Here is a 22,310-nt window from a genome sequence, read left to right as displayed (position 1 = left end):
TCGTATTCATATTCATTACTATATGAATAGAAAATTTGAGTGAACATGATGAATGCACCAATTTTTAACAAAATATTAAAAACTAAACCGTAAATCGCTTAATTGCACTTGTTAATGAACGAATATTTTTGGTAATTTTTTGAATTTCCTCGTGCATTTCACGTGTTGCTTCCAGCTGATCATTTGTTGATTTTGACACTTGCTCTATTCTGGATGCATTTTGCTTTGATACTTCGCTTAATTGTAATGAATTTTGAGCAACTTCTTTTGTGCTTTCTGTGATTGAGCTTATTGTTGAAGAAACCTCGCCAATATGCGGTCCGATTTCATTTACAGATGATACGATTTGTTGGAATTTTGCAGCTGTTTGATTCGTAGTATCAAGACCTGTTTGGACAGATTCAATAGCAACTCCCATGAAACGTACTGACTCTTTTGTGTCGCTTTGAATTTGCTTGACTATATTCTCGATTACCCGAGTTGATCGAACTGATTGTTCTGAAAGTTTACGAACCTCGTCAGCAACTACGCTAAAGCCTTTTCCATATTCCCCGGCTCTTGCTGCTTCAATAGCTGCATTTAATGCTAGTAGATTCGTTTGTTCTCCGATTTCATTAATCATTTGAACCACTTTTTCAATTTCTTTTGAATGCGCAACTAACACCTGCATCATATCGTTCGTTTGCTTTACGGCTTGTTCAATTTCATTCATTTGTCCAATATTTAAGTTGACAAATTGAACCCCTTCATTTGCTTCATATACGGTATGTTGAATCGTTTTCTCTATATACTCAATACCTTCTGCGATAACTTCTATACCCTCAGCAATCCCTTGAAGTGCATTTGTATTAACTTTTAATTGATCTGTTGATCGAATGGTAGCTTTTGTTAAATCGGTAGCATCATGTGAAATATGGATTGATGCCTCTGTTGTTTTTTCTGATGCACGTTGCAATTGGTCATTTGCTTCATCTACTGAAGCAGCACTTTCTTGTACAACCCTTAATAGTTCCTTCACTTCCGTTGCCATTTGATTGTAGCTTAGCATGACCTCGCCTAGCTCATCCTTGGAATCATATGTAGCGGTTTTTGTAAAATCACCTTGTTCAGCCTCTTTAAGCAATTTTTTTAGCTGTCTTGTCGGTATATTTACGGCTCTTGTAGCCCGTATACTGAAATAAATAATAATTAGAATAATCACAACTGACACACTAGCCAATAATTTGTATCCAAATGAAATATCCTTTTGATAAGATGCCATTTGACTTTCTGCCCTATCAATTACATATTGCTTCATTTCTTGTACTGTAGTGATTATTTTATTATGATCTTCACTTTCCAAACTACTATTTAAATCTTTTATGTAAAATTCCATTTTAGAATCAAACTTATAATTTTCTAGTAAATTTTGAATCTCGTTCAATCTATTGGAATCTCCGGTAAGAAAAGCAACTTCAATATCTGAGATTGTGTTAACGGCTAGAAGCTTCTCTCCATACATAATTTCTGTATTATTTTCCATTTTCCTTAAATAATCAATACTAAAAATTGCAAAAATACTGTTCGAAATAATACAAACAATCATTAAAACTAGTAATCGGTCTTTTACCTTAATATAGCGTCTTAAACGCAATCCAAACGACCCCTCTACTTTATTTCTAGTAAGAGCATAGTTTAGTTTTATAAAGCAACTGTAAGATATATGTAAATAGTTTGTAAAAATTTCATATTCAAGGTATTTCCCCCAAGTAAAAGAGCTCCTTTAAAAGGAGCCCTTGCGAAGCAATTACATAAATTCTTTTACTAATTCATTAAACTTTTCTTCAGATAAATTCATATCAATTTTTGATAGTGGTTCTTCAGAGTAGCCAGGTACTTTTTCTTGGTAAGATTTTGTATCCGTTTCTTGATAAATAATACCTGTTACTAATCCTTCTTTTTCCATAACTGTTTGCATTGCTAATTCTCTGTTTGTAGAATCATAGTCTTCAATTTCAGATAGTTTCGTTAGATGCTCTTTAAACCATTCATAGGTATTTACCTTATTGTATGTTACACAAGGACTGAATACGTTAATGAATGAGAATCCCTTATGCTGAATACCAGCCTCAATTAAAGCTGTTAATTCTTTAATATCTGTTGAGAAACCTTGTGCGACAAATGTTGCACCAGCTGATAATGCCACTTCTAACGGTTTTAATGAAGGTTCAATTGCCCCGCCAGGTGTTGATTTTGTAATAAAACCTTGTGCAGAACGAGGTGAAGTTTGACCCTTTGTTAAACCATAAATTTGGTTATCCATAACAACATAAGTGATGTCAATGTTACGGCGGATCGCATGTACTGTATGAGCCATACCAATAGCAAACCCGTCGCCGTCACCACCAGAAGCGATAACATGGAGATCACGGTTGGCCATTTTTAATCCTTGTGCAAGTGGCAGCGCACGACCATGAATTCCGTGGAACCCGTAAGAATTAATATAGCCGGCAATACGTCCTGAGCAACCAATACCTGCAACTACCGCTAATTCATGTGGCTCAATTCCTACATTAGCCGCTGCACGTTGGATAGCTGCTTGAACAGAAAAGTCACCACAGCCTGGACACCAGTTTGGTTTAACTGAGTTACGAAAATCTTTAAATGTTGCCATTAGTCAAGCAGCTCCTTTACTTTATTTGTAAGCTCACGAGGTAAGAACGGTGTACCGTCATATTTCGTGATACTAAGTGTTTTATTGTGACCGCCAATATTCATTTTCATAATATTTGCAAGTTGAGAAGTTTTATTGTTTTCTACAACAATCACTTTTTTCGCTCCTGCTACTAAAGGAGCCATTTCTTCTGATGGGAATGGGAATAGTAAACGGATATGTGCATGGTTTACTTTAAGCCCTTCATTCGTTAATTGCTCTTGTACTTCTTCAATTGCTCCACGTGTAGAGTTAAAACCAACTAATAATACATCCGACTCGTCATGTGGTGCATTTACATAAACAGGATTATCGAATTTTAAATGTTGAAGTTTACGGAAACGTTTGTCCATTTGAATCTCACGGTTTCCTTGTGCTTCGCTTGGTTTACCTGTTTCATCATGCTCAACACCTGTTACATGGTGAATACCATTAGGTGTTCCTGGGAAAACGCGTGGTGAAATTCCATCTTCAGTGTTTTCATAACGTTTGAAGTAGTCTTTATTGTCGTTTGGTTCAATATCCCCTTCAACAATTTTCCCGCGACGAATTTCAATTTTCTTATAATCAAAAGGATCCGTAGTTTGTTTACCAAGAGATAATTGTAAATCCGTCATAATGATAACTGGTAGTTGAAGTTCTTCCGCAATATTAAATGCTTGAATTGTGTCAAAGAACGCTTCCTCCAATGTAGAAGGTGCAATGACAACTTTTGGAATCTCACCATGTGTACCATAGAGCATTGCCATTAAGTCTGATTGTTCTTGTTTTGTTGGAAGACCTGTTGATGGACCCCCACGTTGCGTATCGACAATCACTAAAGGTTGCTCCGTCATACCAGATAGACCTATCGACTCCATCATAAGTGATAATCCAGGTCCTGCTGATGCCGTAAATGCGCGGGCACCACCAAAGTTCGCACCAATCGCCATTGTAGCAGCTGCGATTTCATCTTCTGTTTGAATTACGGCTCCACCAAGCTTCGGTAGCTTTTTAATTAAATACTCCATAATTTCTGAAGCGGGTGTAATAGGATATGCTGCCATAAAGCGTGCACCTGCTGCTAGAGCACCTAAAGCAACTGCGTCATTACCAATCATATACATGCGACGTTTTCCATCTGCAGGAGCTAGTTCCCATTCACCTACTCGTTCACCTAAAAGCTCACTCATAACGTCATAGCCTTTTTGGATAGCTTCAATGTTTTTATTAACTACTTCTTCGCCTTTTCGTCCAAAAATTTCTTCAACTACACCTTGAAATACTTCAATATTTAAGTTTAATAAAGCTGAAGTTGCCCCAATTGCTACCATGTTTTTCATCAGAGAAGTACCTAGTTCTGCAGCAATTTCTGTAAATGGTACGATAAATAATGGAGCTTTGGAATCTTCAGGTTTTGTAGGATTAAATTTGCTATCAGCTAGAATGATGCTTTTTTCTGTTAGCTCTTTATAGTTAACTTCAATCGTTTCTTGGTCGAATGCTACTAAAATATCTAAATCGTCCGCAATTGAGCGCACTTCTGTTGGTCTTACTGTAATTTTATTATTCGTATGGCCACCTTTAATACGTGAAGAGAAATGACGATAGCCGTAAAGGTGATAACCTAAACGATTCATTGCCATTGAGAAGATTTCACCTGTACTCTCAATACCTTCACCTTGCTGCCCACCGACTTTCCACGAAAGCTGATGTAACATGTTAACAACTCCTTAAATTATTACTCTATTTATATATGAATTTCCTACATTAGTTTAACATGAACGTATATCATAAACTATTGGAAATACAACAATTTGGTGAAAATCAGACCTTTGACGGAAATAGAGAAAATACCGAAAATTATAGCTTTATGTAAAATAAGACGACCCCTATAAGTTAAAGATTCACTACTTCAGTATGTCATAATTGTGTCAGTATTTCCCGAGCATTGTAAAACCAAAAATTAAATTGAAAAAGCTCTCATTAATTAGCAAGGCTAATTAATGAGAGCTCCGGTTCAAACGCTTTTATCGGTTTCTTTTTTCAACTACTAACTTTAATGCTGTTCGATCCTCACCAGCAATTGTTATATCTGCGAATGCCGGTGCACAAATTAAGTCCGTTCCGCTCGGCGCAACAAAACCGCGCGCAATCGCAACTGCTTTCACTGCCTGATTCAATGCACCTGCACCTACAGCTTGCATTTCCGCATATCCTTGCTCTCGAATAACCGCAACGAGCGCACCTGCGACAGAATTTGGATTAGAGCGAGATGATACTTTTAATGAATCCACAATTATTCCTCCCCATATAGCTTTAATAAATGTTGAATGAAGCATTTGAATTTTTGGGCATTCATTCAAAGGACTTCAACTTAGTGTCCGTATCACATTTTATGTTGCTAAAGAGGAAATTAGAATCTATTCTAATTTGAATTTGGAGCTGAAAAAAATTTATTTTTAACCTTTAAATGGATAGTCTTCATTTATATAAATTCGTTCACAGCTAAATGCTTTACCCGTTTTATCATCTATCTCAACGAAAAATCCACTTAGTACTTCTCGTCCGGTTTTAGGAACTTCAAAACGAGAAGGCATATTTGTTTGAAATTTGTAAATGACGCTTTCTTTTTTCATTCCTAAAACTTCATCGTACGGACCTGTCATCCCAACATCGGTAATATAAGCTGTTCCACCTGGATAGATTCTGGCATCTGCTGTTTGAACATGTGTATGTGTTCCAACAACAGCAGAAGCACGACCGTCCAAATGCCAACCTAGGGCAATTTTTTCACTTGTTACTTCAGCATGAAAATCAACAAAAACTAATGGGGATATTTTACGTGCTTCTTCCACTAAAACATCAGCCATCGCAAAAGGATCTTCATGTGGCGGTAGAAACACTCTACCATGCAAATTAATCACTGATAACGTAACACCGTTTTTCGTAATTTGCACCATTCCTTTTCCAGGTGCTTCGTTTGAAAAGTTAGCAGGACGAATTAAATACTCTGCATCATCAATAAATTCAAAAATATCTTTATTGTCCCAAGTGTGATTGCCCATAGTAATTACATCAACACCAACTTGCAACAATTGCTGATAAATTTTTTGTGTAATTCCGCGGCCAGCTGCTGCATTCTCTCCGTTTGCAATGACAACATCTGGACCATATTTTTTCTTTAAGCGGGGTAAATATTTTTCCACTGCATCTCGACCGATTGAACCCACGATATCGCCGATAAATAAAACTTTCATTTAATGACCTACTTTCTATCAACGCCATGCTAACCAGCGTCCGCTTTCGGAATCGTAAAGGGCCTGCACCGATAAGGTTAAATCGCCTTTGCTGGAGGGAGACTACTTGGCTAATTTCCTACGAACTCTCCGAAATCGAAACTTGCTGGAGGCTTTATCTCTATTTAGTGGGGTGGCACTAAATAAATAAGATAAATAACACCCTCAATTTTACCATTCATTGTTTGATAAGAGCAAAATAAAACGTAAATCACAAGAAAGATTTACGTTTCAAGTTTTATATTCAAATGTATTCGAATGACATTCAGTTATTGCTTTTCTATATATGCATATTGATATCTATAATAATTATTTCGAGGTATTTTATAGTTGTTTAATACAACTCCTAATATGTTCGCTCTTGAGGCAAGAAGAATTTCCTTTGATTTTAAAACATCCTCTTTTTCAGTACTTCCTGAATTTATAATAAGCACAGTGCCATCAGTTTTATTAGCCAATATTTGGCTATCTGTCACTGATAACAATGGTGGTGCATCGAAAATGATAACGTCATAATATTTCTTTATCTCATTTAATATATCATCAAGTGCCTTTGAAGATAGTAATTCAGCTGGATTGGGCGGGATTGGACCACTAGGAATTATAAATAGGTCTTCAACCGAAGTATTTTGAATTACTTCATAATACTGCTTTTTTCTTGCTAATATTGTTGAAAAGCCCTCTAAATTTAAAATATTGAATGTTAAATGCAATGTTGGTTTACGCATATCTGCGTCGATTAACAATACTTTTTTTCCTTCTTGGGCAAACACGATGGCAATATTGGCAGCATTTGTTGTTTTCCCCTCTCCTGGAATTGAGGAGGTTATTAAAAGAGTTTTTTGATCATCAATAGACATTGAAAATGTAATATTAGTACGAATTGTTCGAAACTGTTCCGATACAAAAGAATAATTATCTGATAAAGTCACAAGAATACGCGGCATAGTAGAAAGTTTTCTTCTCTTTTTCTTTTTTTTGAACATTTAACTCCTCCTTGCATGATATTGCGAGCTAGAGGATTTATGGCTTTTTTCAAGTTTCATCAAACTAACTCTACCGATTACTGGCAAGCTTAAAATTTCTTCAATATCCTTTTCATTCTTAATTGTAGAATCTAAATTTTCTAATAGAAAAGCTAAACCTACACTAAGAAGCAATCCTGCAATTGCTGCAATTCCAATATATAAAACTTTATTTGGTTTTACAGAGCTGGGGGTATCACTTATAGTTGCGCTTGATAAAATATTTATATTATCAACATTCATTAAAGTTGGAATTTCCTCTTTAAATATCTCTGCAACTTTATTGGCTATTATCACTGCTTGTCCATAATCTTTGTTTTCTATTATTATATTGACAACCTTTGAGTTATCTTCATTTGAAACGGAAATTTGATTTGAAAGCGATTCTGTTGTTATATCCAAGTTTAATTCTTCAATTACTTTATTCAAGATAGCTGGACTTTTTATAATCACATTATACGTATCGATTAATTGTAAATCCGTTTCAAGTTCTGCCCAACCGTAAACTTCCTGATTTATATTATTTTGATTTATTAAAATTTGTGTTTGCGCTGAATAGATTGGTGGAATTACATAAAAAAGAAGAAGCGCAGTAACTCCAGCACTTATAACAACAAAGCTAATAATAAGAAAAAGTCGTTTTTTTATTATTTTTAATATTTCCTGTAAACTAAGTGCTTCATCCAATGAGTGTCCTCCCTAGTGCTTATAGTTAAAAAAGAAAACTTTTAGAAATCCAGCATTTATTATAAAAGTATATGGTTTGTACAATTATTAATATGTACCCAATAGTTTGTTTATTCTTCAATATGGGGTGTCTTTACAACAGAGACCCCAACTTTATTAGCCTGCTAATATTTTTGATGTTTATGCCATTTCCAAGCACTCTCAATGATTGACTCTAAGTCTTTTTCTGCTTTCCAACCAAGCTCTTGCTGAATTTTTTTTGCAGAAGCCACTAATATTGCTGGGTCACCTGCACGTCTTTGTGCAATTTCAAAATTACATTTTGATTGAGCGATTTTTTCACAAGTTTTAATAACTTCCTTTACTGAATAACCGGTGCCATTCCCTAAATTATAAATAGCAGCCTTGTTCTTTCCATTTAACAATGACTCAAGTGCAATAATGTGAGCAGTTGCCAAATCCATTACGTGAATAAAATCTCTAATACAAGTACCGTCGGGGGTATCATAATCATCGCCATAGATGAATACTTTTTCTCGAGAGCCAGCAAGGTGCTGCAATATGATGGGAATTAAATGAGATTCTGGATGATGGCTTTCTCCAATTTCACCTGTTGTATAAGCACCCGCAGCATTAAAATATCTTAAAATAACATAATGTAAATCATATGCTTGTGCGTAATCAGATAATATTTGTTCAATCATGAGTTTAGATCGGCCATACGGATTTATCGGCCATGTGGGGACAGCTTCATCAATTAGTTGTGAATTTGAAATGCCATATGTAGCTGCTGTGGATGAGAAAATACAATTTTTCACCTTATGTTTTATCATTGTATTTAAAAGTGAGAGTGTCGCAACTACATTATTCATATAATACTTTTGTGGATTTATAACAGATTCTCCTACTAAACTGTTCGCCGCAAAGTGCATAACAGCTTGAATAGAGAACGTTGAAAAGATTTCATTTAATAATTGTTGGTCACCTAGTTCACCATGTATAAAAATTACTTTCTCATCAATTGCTTCTTGATGGCCGGTTGATAAATTATCTAAAACTAATACTTTATGTGACTTTACCAGCTCTTTTACTAGGTGGCTGCCAATATAACCAGCACCACCAACTACAAGAATCATTAAATAATCTCCCTCACTAATTCAGAATTTATATAAGACGCTATAAGTTTACTTTGTCTTTACTTAATCTCTTTATTAATAATTCCTTTAACATCTCTTCTACTTTTTGACCAATTTCCTCATTATTTAAAGCAAATTCCAATGTAGCTTGAATAAAGCCAATCTTCTCTCCAACATCATATCGATTTCCTACGAATTCATATGCAAAAACACTTTGAATTTTATTTAGTTTTTCAATTGCATCTGTCAACTGGATTTCCCCGTTATTATCCATTTCATGACAAGATAAAATTGGGAAAATTTCGGGAGTTAATATATATCTACCAACGATAGCTAAATTAGAGGGCGCTGTACCACGTTTTGGTTTTTCAACAAAATTTCGCACTTCATATAGTCTTCCATCCATACTAAGCGGGTTTATAATGCCGTAACGTTCAGTATCCTTTCCTAAGACCTTTTGAACTCCTACAATCGATGACTGTGTTTTATCATATTGGTCAATTAATTGTGCTAAGCACGGTTTTGGTGATTCAACTATATCGTCTCCTAATAAGACAGCAAAAGGTTCATTTCCAATAAAGTTCCTTGCACACCAAATAGCATGCCCCAACCCTTTTGGTTCCTTTTGTCTAATATAATGAATTTCTACTTCAGAAGAATATTTAATTTTATTTAATTGCTCATGCTTTTCTTTTTTTACTAAATTCTGTTCAAGTTCTAGGTTTATATCAAAATGATCTTCAATTGCACGTTTGCCTTTGCCTGTGACAATCAAAATATCTTTAATTCCTGATTGAATCGCTTCATCAACGATAAACTCAATTGTAGGTCTATCTACTATCGGCAACATTTCCTTTGGCATTGCTTTTGTAGCTGGTAGAAAACGAGTACCAAGACCTGCAGCTGGAATTATTGCTTTCTTAACTTTCATCCTATTAATCTCCTCATTTGTTATTTTAAATTTGTTCAGTTGCTAATTTTGTATTTAACAATTCAAGCATTTTATTTTTATAAGCCTCAACACCTGGTTGATCAAATGGATTTACTTCTAACAAATACGCACTCATTACACATGCCTTCATAAAAAAGTAAATGAGGTATCCTAGATGATAACTATCAAGACGTTGCAACTCCAATTGAATAACAGGCACTCCCCCATTGGAATGTGCAAAAGCAACCCCTTCTTTAGAGGTAGCATTTATTTCATTAAAGCTAAGGTTGGATAAAAAGTTAAGCTGATCCTCGTTTCGATTGTCAAAAGGTACTCGATAATCATCTATAATTTCTTTAAAATGAAGGAATGTCTCAAAAAGTATTGGGTTGCCTTCCTGAATAAATTGGCCTATGGCATGTAAATCAGTAGAGTAATTAACTGTTGCAGGAAAAAGACCTTTTTTATCTTTTCCTTCACTTTCTCCAAATAATTGCTTCCACCATTCATGTAATCTAGCAAGACTAGGTTCAAAAGATGCGAGCAATTCGATTTGGTAGCCTTGTTTATATAATGCATGTCGAATAACTGCATAACGGTATGCTTCATTCATTTCTAATTTCTCTTCTTTTAAATGTATTGCTGCCTTTTTAGCACCTTCAATTAAATGATTTATATCCACCCCCGCAGCCGCAATTGGTAAAAGTCCAACTGGTGTAAAAACAGAAAAACGTCCGCCAATATTTGAAGGTATGACAAATTGGCGATAGCCTGAATTTTGAGCTATGTTTCTTAGCAATCCTTTTTTAGAATCCGTTGTGACGATAATACGTTCCTTTGCCTGTTCCCCATAGCGTTTTTCCATATATTGACGAAATACACGGAATGCTAAAGCAGGTTCAAGTGTTGTTCCAGATTTCGAAATAACATTTACATATATGTCTTTGAACTTAAGACTATTTAATAATTGCTGAATATAAGCACCGCTCATGTTTTGACCAACATAAACAACTTCAACACCATTTTGATGTTGCCCAAAATATGGAGTTAGTGCATCTTGTATTGCCCGCGCACCTAAAAATGAACCACCTATACCGATTACTACTAATATGTCGGCATTGCATTTTATTTCATTTGCTACATTTCCAATTGAATTCAACAAATCATCTTCTGTTTCGATAGGTAAATTAAGCCAACCTGTTTGTTCATCTTCTATTCCTTCAATGTAATGATGAATTGAAGCTACCATTGAAGAATAACTTAACCAGTCAATATAAACTAATGATTCATTTAAAATACCAGTATGAAGCAATGGAATTGTCAAGTTTTCCCTCATTTCCTATTTGTTGAAATATAGCAACATTGCTTTCAATTTTTGCAGCTTTATTCATTTCTTTTTGCTTAATTCTTTATATCTTTAAAACACAATGATTCAATTATTAATTTAAACAAAGGACGTGTTTTATTAAAAAATAAACAAGCAATAAGTGTAGAAACTATTTCCGCAAATAAAGTAGCAATTGCAGCACCAACCGCTCCATATTTAGGAATAAATAGACAGTTCAGTACTATATTTAATAAAGCTCCAATTCCTACAAAGTAAACTTGATATTTTCCTAAATTCTCTACAGTTAACCATATAGCTTTAGTAGTCCCTATTAATGAAAAAATTCGTGACCAAATCAATATGATAAGTACATTTATTGACTCAATAAATTGATTTCCATAAATTAATAAAATGATAGGTTTGGCAAGTAGAGTAATTACTACAGAAGCTACAATCCCTATCCACATTATGGAACAATATAGCTGCTTATTTTTCTTAATGTATGATTTTTCATTTTGATCTTTAGAATTCATTATAATCGGCCTTGCTGACTCTATAAGTGCATTTGGTATAAACATCCATAAACTAGATATCGTTAGTGCTGCTGAATAAATTCCTACCGTTGCACCACCAGTCATCTGTCCCAGCATAATTTTATCGATTTGGGTATACACCATAATAAGTAATCCGGCAATAAAGTGATAATAACCTTGAAATAACAATCGTTTTGCTGTTTGATATGAAAACTGCAGTCTTGGCCCGTTAAATCTTATATAAAACACCACGATAAATAAACTTATAACAATAGCTTCAATCACCGTTGCAATAGCGAAATATTGTATAGGTTTTTCGAAAATAATTAAAGCTAACCGCCAAATTGTCACGATAATAAAAGCTGTCGATTTTGCAATCACAATATATTTTGATTGCAAATTTGATTGAAACCAATATTCGATTGTATCAAAAATAATAAAGAGTAATGAGATAGACTGAAGTAATGTTATAATTAGAAGAATAGTATCATTGGGGTTTAAGTAGCTAACGATTAAGTAGATTAAGAAAAATGAAATTAGTGAAGAAAATAATCTAAGATAAATAGTTGTACCGATAATCTTGCCAGTATCTTCTCTTTTTTTAATAATTTCATTTACGATTATACAATCAATTCCAAGATTACTTACTGTCGTAAAAATTATAATATAAGCTAAACTATAATTAAGTAAACCAAAATCTTGAGCACCAAGGTATCGAGCCATAAGTGATGTAATTATTAGCGACAGGCCCATCCTAAAAATCTGTTCAAATAATAACCAACCAGTATTTCTTATAAATTTTGTATTAAGTTTATTTTTTACTAATGAAAGCTGTACTATAATAAACTTCCTTTATAGAATTTTATAATCAACTTATTTGAGTAATACTTTTGGATAGAATCCTAAATTTAAAAATTTATATTTTGTTCTAACATTTTTCCGGATGTTCCTTTAGTAGACTTTGCCAAATCTATTAAATTACCAATGATATGCTCTGCTTCATCAAATAAATCGGTAAATAAGCAGGCATCTGGCGTAAAAGTAAGTTCTCCAAAATAAATCTTTTTATTGTAAAAATATAAATCCACTCTTACATAAGTGAATCCGCTGCTTAGCTTTCTTGCAATTTCCAGCATCTCATTCGCTTTTTCCGGCGGTGCAATAACTTCTTTAAAGCTAAGACTCTGCTGATCATAAGGTAATATGTCCCAGTTTAAATCGAATAAAATGGATTTTGTTTGAGCAGTTCCACGATCAAATATTAATTCTATAATTTTCGGTTCTCCATGAAAACAGTGGAACTTATAATCCATTGGCAGCTTCCCATCAGATCCCCCTAAAAATTTTTCAGCAATTATTCTAGCTTTAATTTTAGAGTAATGAGGTTCACAACAGTAAAGTGAATAATCGGTTTTCATCCATTTTTTTATTTGTTGAATAGTATGCTCTTTATCCAAATTCTCTTTATTTGAACAAATAATATTAAATCCAGATCCATGTGTACATTTCAATACAAAACTATTCGGCAACTCTCGAAAATCAATCTCTTCAACACTTTCATACACTTTATATAAATCAATTAATATATTTGAATATCCTAATTCTTGAATATATTGCCTTACTAGGTACTTATCCGTATAAATAGTTTTTAAGGAATCGTCTTCGTTAAGTTTTAACCACATCAATTTTTCATTGAATGTTTTAGGGTTCTTTAAATTTAATCTTTTTTTAAAAGTTTTAAAATAGATTAATTTACTGGCGAGCTCTGGTGAGGTTTTTACTAACATTGAAAAAACTATTCTTAAAGTTCTTTTAATAATTGATATTAACCCCTTACAAAAATTATTTTACGCAGGATTTTGTCAAATCTAATAAGTTGCCAATTTTATATCCTGCTTCATCTGATAAATCTGTGAATAAGCAGGCATCCGGTGTAAAAGTAAGCTCTCCAAAAAAAATCTCTCTATTACAGTAATATAAGTCTACTCTTACATACGTAAATATGCTGCTTAGCTTTCTAGCGATATTCAGCATTTCATTAGATTTTTCAGGCTTTTTAATTTCTTCCTTGAAGTTAATACTTTGTTCATTATAGGGTAATATGTCCCAGTTCAAATCTAGCAAAATACATTTCTTTTGAGTAGTTCCTCGATCAAAAATTAACTCTATAATTTTTGGCTCTCCATGAAAACAGTGGATTTTATAATCAATAGGCACTTTGCCATCTGAGTTCCCTAAAAATTTTTCAGCAATTATTCTAGGTTTAATTTTAGAGTAATGAGGCTCACAGCTGATTAAAGAATAATCTGTTTTCATCCATTTTTTTATTTGTAAGACTGTATTTTTTATATCAAGTTTTTCTTTGTTCGAACAGATAATATTAAAACCCGAGCCATGTGTACATTTTAAAATAAAACTATTTGGTAATTCTTCAAAATCAATCTCTTCAGCACTATCGTAAACTTTATATAAATCAATTAAAATTTTTTCATACCCATTTTTTTTTATATAATCTCTTACTAAATATTTATCTGTGTATCTAGTTTTGAGAGTATCCTCTTCCATTAATTTAAGCCACATTAATTTTTCATTGAATGTTGTTGGATTTTTTAAATCTAATTTTTCCCTAAAGGTTTTATAGTATATAACTTTACTAGCAAATACTGGAGAGGTTTTTACCAATAGTGAAAAACTAGGTCTTAATACCTTTTTTATAATTGACATTTAATCCCCCACATATGTTGTTATCATTTGCTCATTAATTAAACTTCCTATAAATGAATTTAAAACTTTATCACGTAATAATAACAATAATGATATTAAATTTTAGAGGATTTAGTGTTAATATTCATCGTGTAAATTTAAATTTTTCTTTTAACCTATTCCTTAAAGATCCTTTGCGATTCTCTTATTTTTACTTTCCGTAAAGCACTTTCTTTAAAGATTGTCTGAAATGTTGGGGTGCTAGACCGTAAAAGAATTTGCTTACTGCAAAGAAAAACCCAATATAATCTCTGGTGTTAATAAGTGATTTTGCAGACATTTGGAATATCTTATAAGCATAATCTACTGGATTTTTATTTTCGTAATTTTGATTTTTGTGTATTCTTTTAATACATGTTTTAACTGGGAAAAAGCCAATTTTTACATTTTGCTGTTTAAGTCTTAACCACAAATCATAATCTATTAATTTTTTTAAGTCTTCATTATATCCTCCTACTTTTTCAATTAATAATTTTTTAAAGATGACTGTACTATGATTTATCGGGTTAAACCTACCAACCTTTTTTGTAATATCAATCATCCGATCCCCTATTTCACTTTGTATAAAATTATTTATAGTTTTCTCATTTCCAATTAACAAATAGTAATCTGAACATATGACATCAAACTCAGAATGTGTCTTTATATTATTTACTTGTAATTCTAAATGTCTTTTTGACCATAAATCATCTCCATCTATATTTGCAATAAAATCTGAAGATGCGTTCTTTAACGCTAAATTCAATGCATTTGATCTACCAATATTTTGATTTAGGTTTAAAAATTTAATAGTCATCATTTTATTATTTTCTACAAACTGTTCAACAAGTTCACCTGTATTATCTTTTGAGCCATCGTTTACTATAATCAATTCATAATTTTTAAACGTTTGCGATTTAATACTATTTAATGTATCCCTAATCGTATTTGCACCGTTAAAGATTGTTAAAATGATTGATATTTCCGGCAACTTATAACCCCTTTTATCCCTTAATATTTTGCTAATTTAAAAAAGTATATGGAACTATCCCCTGATTATTAGTTAAAATTCTGAGGAAATAATAGACTAACCAAAATAATAAAATGAGAAACGGTACTAACCTAACCATATATTTATTTGTATCATTTAAGAGTTGATGAAAAAGTAGTGAGTAAAAGTAAATATTAAAAACAGAGAGGTATAATTGGATTCTATCGACTGCTTCAATACCAGCTATCGCATATAAGCATAAATTTATAGTGATGATATTATAAGAGAAGTAAAACAAATGATAATTTATATTAAGATTTTTTTTTGCATCTAAATAAAAATGGGTAAATACTAGAATCCCCATTTGAAAAATAACAGGCATTAATTCTACAATGCCTTTTTCCTTATTCACAGAAAAAAAATGCTTAGTATTAACTTCATATTTTTCTGCATAAAATCCTGAAAAGTTTATAATAAATTTTCCTACAAAATCTTTAAAATCTGAGATGAAATATAAAATAATAGTTAATATAAAAAATGGAATAATATATTTAATATTAAATTTACTTTTTGGAACTAGAAATAATAGAAATAAAAATATTGCACTCCTATGAAATAATAAGGCAATTAAAATGATAACTACGAATTTGTATCTATCTTTTTTTGACAAGAGGAAATTAATAAAACAAAATATCAATGATACAGCTATTAGTTGACGTACTTGGTTAAAGCTGGTTAAGTATACATAAGTTAAAATAAAGAAAAGTATACTAATTAAATAATTGGGACAATTCTTCTCAATCCCTTTAGAGATAAAAAATAAAAATATTAAATAAACAATAAACGAAAAAAGTATATAATTATTGTACTTATTTGCAATATTATATATAAATGAAATTCCAGGTTCAAATATTTCATAGTTTTCGCTTTTAAAAAATTGGTAATACATCGATGCATCTGTACCTACTGTTAATCCTTTGAAAACTGCCAACAGCCATAATAACAAAAAACAAAACATTAATGTATTTTTCTTTTGAGAAGTATATCTTTCTGTCTGCAAATTATAAAAATTCTTTTTAATAGTTAAACGTTGCAACACTAGTCCATAAAAAACTAATATAGGTAGTAATGTATATACTAACATCTACCTCTCCTTAACAATTAATATACTTAAACCGTTTCATAAAGTTCTGCTATATTTTTAATCATTTTATCCAGACTAAAATGATTCTTAAATATTTCAAATGAATTAGATGATAAATAATTATATTTTTCTTTATCATTTATTAACATGGTAATAAAGTTATTTACTTTTTCGTAGTCTTGGAAATTAAAGAGCAATCCATTTTTATTGTCTATTATTAAATCTTGATGACCGACAATATCACTTAAAAGTACTGGCAGCTTATAAGAAAGAGCCTCCACCACAGAAAATGGTAATCCTTCGTAAAATGATGTTGAAAAAAATAAATTTGCGTTTGAGAGTAGATCATTTTTATTTTCTAAATATCCAATAAATTTTATTTTGTGTTCCAATTTTAGCTCAGCAACTGTCTTTCTAGCAGAGTTTAAGTGCTCTCCACTACCTGCCCAAACAAATTGGACACTAGGATTTCTCTCAATAATAAATTTAGCAAACTCAATAAATCCAAATGGATTCTTTTGACTATCTACTCGAGCTAAATTTACAATTGTAAAAATTCCATTTAACTTCTTTATTTCATCCTTCTCTGGTAATTGTGAACCATTGTAAATAACTATCGAGTTTTTATTGTTTACAATTTTATTACTCACTGCCATTCGTTCTTCACTTTTTGACACATGAATAACTTTTAGACAAATACTATTTATTCTTTTTTCCACTTTTTTAACTAAGTATTTTTTAATCTTCCCCATTGATTTAAAAGAGAAGTAACCGTGTGGAGTATAAATAAACTTAACTTTCGAGTTAAAACACACTTTATAAAAAAAGATTAAAACTCCTGATATTGAGCTATTAGCATGGATTACATGTATATCCTTTTCCTTAACGATTTTATTAATTGTTTTCAAAGCCTTAATAAACTTAAAAAAAGATTTGTTAAAAGAAAGATTATTGTCGATAATAAATTCGTTATTTGAATTAAGCACATTACTTTCAAGTCTTTTAGTACTAACTAGAACTATTAATTGGACATTGCTTAATTTATCCTTATTCGAGGATATTCCATCAACATATGTTTTAACTCCCCCACCATATGCTTCACATAATAATAGAATATTTTTCAAAGATTTCCCCCTAAAAATTCTATAAGAACGAAAAATAGTAGTTGAAATCTCATTATTCAATAGGTATGAAAGAAATTCTAATATGCACCCTTCTTTTGAATAACAACGTATATAGTTTTTAATAATATGTAGATGTCTAACTTTAATGATTGATGATATACATAATACAATTCTACATTTACCCTTTCAGGATATCCGATAGTACTCCTCCCGTTTACTTGCCAATATCCTGTGATGCCTGGTTTTACAGAAAGAAAAACATTTTTTCTTTCTTTATATTCCATTAATTCCTCCTCAACAATTGGTCTTGGTCCTACTAAGCTCATATCCCCAATAAGTACATTAATTAATTGGGGTAACTCATCTATACTCGTTTTTCTTAAAAACCTTCCGAGCTTTGTTATTCTTGGATCTTCATCTTGTTCAAGTTTATAATTGTTTTCTATATACTTTTTATAAAGAAATTGATTTCTCTTCAATGTCTCATCGGCATTTACAACCATGGATCTGAACTTATAAACAAAAAATAATTTACCACCTTTTCCAAATCTTCGTTGTTTATAGAATAACGGCCCTCTAGCCTCTCCGAGAAAATAAAGAGTTCCTAGAATTAAGAAAATTGGTGAGGTTATTATTAATCCTAAAATAGCAAATACAATATCCATACTCCGTTTTATAAAAGCATAATTCCTTGATAGCCTCTTTTTATGAATAATTTTAGAATTGATATTATGCGAAAGAGAAGTGGATGGTTCATACACATCTTTCGACATTATTTAGATTCACCCACTTGGCATACTACTTCTGAATTATTGGATTTTATATTTTTAACACTAGATCTCCCGATAGAGTGGTACTCTATTTGATAGGGTTTTATGTCCTTTAATTTAATGCAATTTCTTCCGTCGATGAGAAGAGGATATTTCATTGTATTTATTAAATTAAAATCCATATTCTTTATTTCATCCCACTCGGTAAGTATGAGTGCTGCATCAGCACCTCCAATTGCCTGTTCAATGTTGTAAACAAAGTGAATGGATGAATCTAATATTTGTTTTGCATTGTCAATGGCAATAGGGTCATATGCATATACAATAGCACCTGCCTTAACTAGTTCACTTGAAATACTAATCGATGGTGCTTCCCGCATATCATCAGTGTTCGGTTTAAAGGCTAATCCGAGAAGTGCTATTTTTTTGCCCTTCAGATTACCGAACCTATCGTATAACTTATCAAGCAATATTCGCTGCTGCTTTTTATTTACGTTAACGACACCTTGCAATAATTCGAAATCATATGCGACATTTCCAGCAATTTGAATTAAAGCTTTTGTATCCTTTGGAAAACATGAGCCGCCATAGCCTATACCTGCGTTTAAAAAATGAGAGCCAATTCGGTGGTCTAACCCCATACCGTAGGCCACTTGTTCCACATCTGCATCCACTCTTTCGCATATATTAGCAATTTCGTTTATAAAGCTTATTTTCGTCGCCAAAAATGCGTTGGAAGCATACTTAATCATTTCTGCACTTCGAATACCTGTTATATAAATAGGAATGTTAAATGGTTTATTGATTTCTTCTATTAGTTTTGCGGCCTTTTCACTATTTGCCCCAATAACAATTCGATCTCCATGAAATGAATCATAAATGGCTGATCCTTCTCTTAAAAATTCTGGATTGGAAACGACTTCAATTGATATGTAACTAGGCTTATGATTATTAATTATTGTTTGAATTCGATTATTTGTGCCAACTGGTACAGTACTTTTAGTTACAACAATCGCATCTCTTTTCACATTTTTAGCTATTATCTTAGCTACATCATCAACATAGGATAAATTTGCAGAACCATCTTCATTCTCAGGTGTGCCTACCGCTATATAAATAACATCCTTGTTTTTAAATCCTTCTAAATAATTTGTTGTAAAAGAGAGACGACCTAAATTAACATTTTTCATCATTAGTTCCGTTAATCCAGGTTCATAAATAGGGGAGATTCCTTTTTTCAATTTGTCAACCTTACTCTTATCAAGTTCAATACATGTCACGTGATGTCCGATTTCTGATAAACATACACTAGTCACTAAACCAACATATCCTGCACCTACTACTGCTAACTCCAACTCTTCCCCTCCGAGATTTTTCTTAGCCTTTTTCGCCTTCCTTCTAAACATTTGAACTAATAATAAGTAAGCGATTTAGGAGGTTTTAAAAACTTGCATATAAATCTAACTAAAGTATCATCTAATCAATAGTTCATTTGTTTTTTTCTTTTTACACAATATGTTTTTTTATAATACATAATTCCTTGGCTAGTGGTAAAAATTATTTATATTATTTAATAATTCGTCATTCTATATATAATTAATATAAAATTTCTTTAATTTTATGCCTAAACTACTAATAAAAAATTACTAGGCATACACGACTGTATTTATTAACAAAAAAAAGTCAAAACCACCAGTATAACTGGTGGTTTGCTCTTCTATACAATAAAAACAGCTGTCTGATTTGATATCAGACAACTGTTTAAAGAAGAGTTTAAAAATAATCAATAAACGTAGGAATTCCAACTGGAAGTATATCCTCAAGAACGGAGATTGTGTCAGTCTTTCCTTTTAGTCGTTCGATTTTTTCAAGGTATTTTGGGCGTTTATAGCCTAATAACATTGTTGCTAATGTTTGAATGGACATGTGGACGTTAATATGTTCCTGATCGTCGGAATGATCCACTTTCTTCACTGTTACTTTCCAATCAGTAGAAGAAATATCATATGTTCCATTATTCCATTCAATTAAACGATCTGTCACGGTAAAACGAATATGAAATGTCGGTTCATCGAATGGGAATGTTGCTAGAAATTTTTCTACATCTACTATACGAGCCATGAAATATGGAGATACTTCTTGAATAATTTCACTATCTTCTAGCAAAAAGGCAACAGGTTCATTACCCGCAGTTTTTCCGTATGCATTGTATACCATTGATTTATGGGCAGAAACGAAATTCCATAAACCTTTACGCGCTTCTTCCTGTAAATAAACAATTTCATCAATATAAAAATTTTCTTCCATAATACGATAAAACATATACCCTTGAGGCTCGTCATCTTCATCATAATAAACCGCTGCCTGTAATTGTACATCGGTATCGACGAATTTTTCCTCCCAATAGTCTTCATGGAATTTTTCATTCCACGCAATCGTATTTCGAATCATTGCACCGTGAGTTCGTGAAGCATATTTTTCATAAATATTTACAACATGTTTATTTCTCGTATCTACACGACGAATTTTTCCTGGTAATTCAGTATAATTGGGGAATTGTGTGTCCTTAACCTGGAACTCGACAATGTCACACATAATTTCCCAGCCCTTTTTTCTATAATATGGAATAGAGAATGGAAATAAATATGAAATATAACGACCCTCGTTACGCATAATCGTTAATGTTTCTTTAATTAATTGATCCATTAGTCCTTGCTTTGAATACTCAGGATAAGTACCAATTGCAGTAATCCCACCCATTTCATAAGCGACCCCGTAAACGTTTACTTGAAATGGCAAACTAAGAATTTGAGATACAAGCTGATCACCGTCAAACCAGCCAAGTGCATGCCCGACATTAAATTGTCTACTTTTTTCTGTTACGAAACGACGATCTTTTTTTAAGGACATCGACATTTGGAAAACATAATTTAATAAATCAATTGATTGTCCCATTTCATCCATTCTAATTTCTCGCATTACTAAACCTTTACGCTGATTCACTATTATCACCTATTATTTTTGGATTTTATTTTATGTGAATACTGCTTTAAGAAAAACTCGAGCTCCCTTTAGAAAAGCAGCTGCTTTACATATTTAAATGTTTAGCAGCCATGAATCACTTGTGTGAACCTAAAGCAATGGATTATAACATCACATCTATTATTAATATCGGCATTAAAATAATAATTTACTTCGAGTTGAATACATATTTTCCACTTTCTTCTATTATTGGATAGTAAATTGCTTTTAGGTCATACGAATAAGCTAAACTAAAATTTCATATTATACTTATTAAAGAATTAGGAGAAGCTCCTTCTTCAAGAATACTAAAATTTTTCATTTCATTTCAAGGGTTGAAGTTTACCATCTCCGTTTTTTTATCCTCTCTGGTTCAAGAATTATTAATTGTTTATTTTTTATTATATTTTTATTATTTCCAATCAATATGTCAACATAATCCAAGAGACCTTTTTTTTCTAAGAAGCATAGCCCTTCCTTAAATAAAAAAGGACGTGCTTTTAAATTATGAACATCCGAACCATAGGTATGTATTAAATTTGCTTTGACTAAATCTAAGGGAAATTTTTGTACTTTTCGCCCAAAGTGTCCGGTTAAACTACCAGCTGTTATTTGAGCTAATGCACCATTTCTAACTAGCTTTTCTAAAAGCAGTGGGTTTTCAAAAATTTCATGGTTTCTTTCAGGGTGGGCAATGATTGGTGTGTATTGCATAATAAAAGTGCAGACTAGTGCAACGAATTTGTACAGAGTCTAGCACTTTTTTAGTGCAAAAAAATAGACTTGCAAGCCACCCCAAGTCACTCTACTGTTAAAGTGTCGAATTTTACCAGTGGAGGTTTGAAAGGATGCTAGCAATGTCTGAAATTAATTGTATCAAAACTTTAAGAAATGAAAAAGGATTGTCTA

At 32.1% G+C, this 22,310-nt stretch carries 20 protein-coding genes; all 20 read right to left on the bottom strand.

Features of this window, described 5'->3' with window-relative positions; translation table 11 throughout:
• Positions 1-82: 82 nt before the first annotated feature.
• The 20 genes from EKG35_RS12470 to EKG35_RS12375 all read right to left on the bottom strand — a co-directional run bounded on the left by EKG35_RS12470 (position 83) and on the right by EKG35_RS12375 (position 22,115).
• Positions 83-1,633, bottom strand: a complete 1,551-nt coding sequence (locus EKG35_RS12470; RefSeq protein WP_126294790.1) for a methyl-accepting chemotaxis protein — start codon at positions 1,631-1,633, stop codon at positions 83-85.
• Between the two features lie 153 nt (positions 1,634-1,786).
• The gene (locus EKG35_RS12465) at positions 1,787-2,653 is read right to left on the bottom strand and encodes a 2-oxoacid:ferredoxin oxidoreductase subunit beta (RefSeq protein ID WP_126294789.1); all 867 of its coding nucleotides are present in this window, start codon (positions 2,651-2,653) and stop codon (positions 1,787-1,789) included.
• A complete protein-coding gene (locus tag EKG35_RS12460) occupies positions 2,653-4,392 on the bottom strand; it encodes a 2-oxoacid:acceptor oxidoreductase subunit alpha (RefSeq protein WP_126294788.1) in 1,740 nt (579 codons plus the stop codon). The genes EKG35_RS12465 and EKG35_RS12460 overlap by 1 nt, the downstream gene beginning before the upstream one ends.
• Before the next feature lie 309 nt (positions 4,393-4,701).
• The gene (locus EKG35_RS12455; RefSeq protein WP_097072367.1) at positions 4,702-4,968 is read right to left on the bottom strand and encodes a stage V sporulation protein S; all 267 of its coding nucleotides are present in this window, start codon (positions 4,966-4,968) and stop codon (positions 4,702-4,704) included.
• Between the two features lie 165 nt (positions 4,969-5,133).
• Positions 5,134-5,931 carry a TIGR00282 family metallophosphoesterase gene (locus tag EKG35_RS12450; RefSeq protein WP_126294787.1) on the bottom strand — a complete coding sequence of 266 codons (798 nt, stop codon included), beginning with the start codon at positions 5,929-5,931 and terminating at the stop codon, positions 5,134-5,136.
• Positions 5,932-6,239: 308 nt separating this feature from the next.
• Positions 6,240-6,956 (bottom strand): CpsD/CapB family tyrosine-protein kinase, encoded by a 717-nt coding sequence (locus tag EKG35_RS12445; RefSeq protein WP_126294786.1) that lies wholly within the window; start codon positions 6,954-6,956, stop codon positions 6,240-6,242.
• The gene (locus tag EKG35_RS12440) at positions 6,957-7,682 is read right to left on the bottom strand and encodes a YveK family protein (protein ID WP_126294785.1); all 726 of its coding nucleotides are present in this window, start codon (positions 7,680-7,682) and stop codon (positions 6,957-6,959) included.
• 164 nt (positions 7,683-7,846) lie between these two features.
• Positions 7,847-8,818, bottom strand: a complete 972-nt coding sequence (galE, locus tag EKG35_RS12435; protein WP_126294784.1) for a UDP-glucose 4-epimerase GalE — start codon at positions 8,816-8,818, stop codon at positions 7,847-7,849.
• A 40-nt stretch (positions 8,819-8,858) separates the two neighbouring features.
• On the bottom strand, positions 8,859-9,749 hold the full coding sequence (gene galU, locus EKG35_RS12430; protein WP_126294783.1) for a UTP--glucose-1-phosphate uridylyltransferase GalU: 891 nt from the start codon (positions 9,747-9,749) through the stop codon (positions 8,859-8,861).
• A gap of 25 nt (positions 9,750-9,774) precedes the next feature.
• Positions 9,775-11,085, bottom strand: coding sequence for a glucose-6-phosphate isomerase (locus EKG35_RS12425; protein ID WP_246020338.1), 1,311 nt, complete (start codon positions 11,083-11,085; stop codon positions 9,775-9,777).
• Positions 11,086-11,150: 65 nt separating this feature from the next.
• Positions 11,151-12,404 (bottom strand): flippase, encoded by a 1,254-nt coding sequence (locus EKG35_RS12420; protein WP_281274616.1) that lies wholly within the window; start codon positions 12,402-12,404, stop codon positions 11,151-11,153.
• Between the two features lie 113 nt (positions 12,405-12,517).
• Complete coding sequence (locus EKG35_RS12415) at positions 12,518-13,396, bottom strand: ATP-grasp fold amidoligase family protein (protein WP_126294781.1); 879 nt, start codon at positions 13,394-13,396, stop codon at positions 12,518-12,520.
• Between the two features lie 55 nt (positions 13,397-13,451).
• Positions 13,452-14,333 (bottom strand): ATP-grasp fold amidoligase family protein, encoded by an 882-nt coding sequence (locus tag EKG35_RS12410; protein ID WP_126294780.1) that lies wholly within the window; start codon positions 14,331-14,333, stop codon positions 13,452-13,454.
• Between the two features lie 190 nt (positions 14,334-14,523).
• On the bottom strand, positions 14,524-15,342 hold the full coding sequence (locus tag EKG35_RS12405; RefSeq protein ID WP_185807744.1) for a glycosyltransferase family 2 protein: 819 nt from the start codon (positions 15,340-15,342) through the stop codon (positions 14,524-14,526).
• Between the two features lie 31 nt (positions 15,343-15,373).
• Positions 15,374-16,486: an EpsG family protein gene (locus EKG35_RS12400; RefSeq protein WP_126294778.1), complete on the bottom strand. Its 1,113-nt coding sequence runs from the start codon at positions 16,484-16,486 to the stop codon at positions 15,374-15,376.
• A gap of 26 nt (positions 16,487-16,512) precedes the next feature.
• Positions 16,513-17,610, bottom strand: a complete 1,098-nt coding sequence (locus EKG35_RS12395) for a glycosyltransferase (RefSeq protein WP_126294777.1) — start codon at positions 17,608-17,610, stop codon at positions 16,513-16,515.
• A gap of 77 nt (positions 17,611-17,687) precedes the next feature.
• On the bottom strand, positions 17,688-18,383 hold the full coding sequence (locus EKG35_RS12390; protein WP_126294776.1) for a sugar transferase: 696 nt from the start codon (positions 18,381-18,383) through the stop codon (positions 17,688-17,690).
• Positions 18,383-19,735 (bottom strand): UDP-glucose dehydrogenase family protein, encoded by a 1,353-nt coding sequence (locus EKG35_RS12385; RefSeq protein WP_126294775.1) that lies wholly within the window; start codon positions 19,733-19,735, stop codon positions 18,383-18,385. The genes EKG35_RS12390 and EKG35_RS12385 overlap by 1 nt, the downstream gene beginning before the upstream one ends.
• A 418-nt stretch (positions 19,736-20,153) precedes the next feature.
• The gene (locus EKG35_RS12380) at positions 20,154-21,383 is read right to left on the bottom strand and encodes a GNAT family N-acetyltransferase (protein WP_126294774.1); all 1,230 of its coding nucleotides are present in this window, start codon (positions 21,381-21,383) and stop codon (positions 20,154-20,156) included.
• A gap of 360 nt (positions 21,384-21,743) precedes the next feature.
• On the bottom strand, positions 21,744-22,115 hold the full coding sequence (locus tag EKG35_RS12375) for a CpsB/CapC family capsule biosynthesis tyrosine phosphatase (RefSeq protein WP_126294773.1): 372 nt from the start codon (positions 22,113-22,115) through the stop codon (positions 21,744-21,746).
• Between the last annotated feature and the right edge of the window lie 195 nt (positions 22,116-22,310).

Source organism: Lysinibacillus telephonicus, from assembly GCF_003966145.1.
GTDB classification, from domain to species: Bacteria; Bacillota; Bacilli; order Bacillales_A; family Planococcaceae; genus Ureibacillus; species Ureibacillus telephonicus.
The sequence above is the reverse complement of the archived record's forward strand: the minus strand, read 5'-3'. Positions and strand labels throughout refer to the sequence as shown.

Coding starts and splice junctions, on each gene's coding strand:
- EKG35_RS12445 (WP_126294786.1), bottom strand. CDS start 6,956: ATGTTCAAAAAAAAGAAAAAGAGAAGAAAACTTTCTACTATGCCGCGT.
- EKG35_RS12460 (WP_126294788.1), bottom strand. CDS start 4,392: ATGTTACATCAGCTTTCGTGGAAAGTCGGTGGGCAGCAAGGTGAAGGT.
- EKG35_RS12450 (WP_126294787.1), bottom strand. CDS start 5,931: ATGAAAGTTTTATTTATCGGCGATATCGTGGGTTCAATCGGTCGAGAT.
- galE (WP_126294784.1), bottom strand. CDS start 8,818: ATGATTCTTGTAGTTGGTGGTGCTGGTTATATTGGCAGCCACCTAGTA.
- EKG35_RS12425 (WP_246020338.1), bottom strand. CDS start 11,085: ATGAGGGAAAACTTGACAATTCCATTGCTTCATACTGGTATTTTAAAT.
- EKG35_RS12410 (WP_126294780.1), bottom strand. CDS start 14,333: ATGTCAATTATAAAAAAGGTATTAAGACCTAGTTTTTCACTATTGGTA.
- EKG35_RS12415 (WP_126294781.1), bottom strand. CDS start 13,396: ATGTTAGTAAAAACCTCACCAGAGCTCGCCAGTAAATTAATCTATTTT.
- EKG35_RS12400 (WP_126294778.1), bottom strand. CDS start 16,486: ATGTTAGTATATACATTACTACCTATATTAGTTTTTTATGGACTAGTG.
- galU (WP_126294783.1), bottom strand. CDS start 9,749: ATGAAAGTTAAGAAAGCAATAATTCCAGCTGCAGGTCTTGGTACTCGT.
- EKG35_RS12390 (WP_126294776.1), bottom strand. CDS start 18,383: ATGTCGAAAGATGTGTATGAACCATCCACTTCTCTTTCGCATAATATC.
- EKG35_RS12375 (WP_126294773.1), bottom strand. CDS start 22,115: ATGCAATACACACCAATCATTGCCCACCCTGAAAGAAACCATGAAATT.
- EKG35_RS12465 (WP_126294789.1), bottom strand. CDS start 2,653: ATGGCAACATTTAAAGATTTTCGTAACTCAGTTAAACCAAACTGGTGT.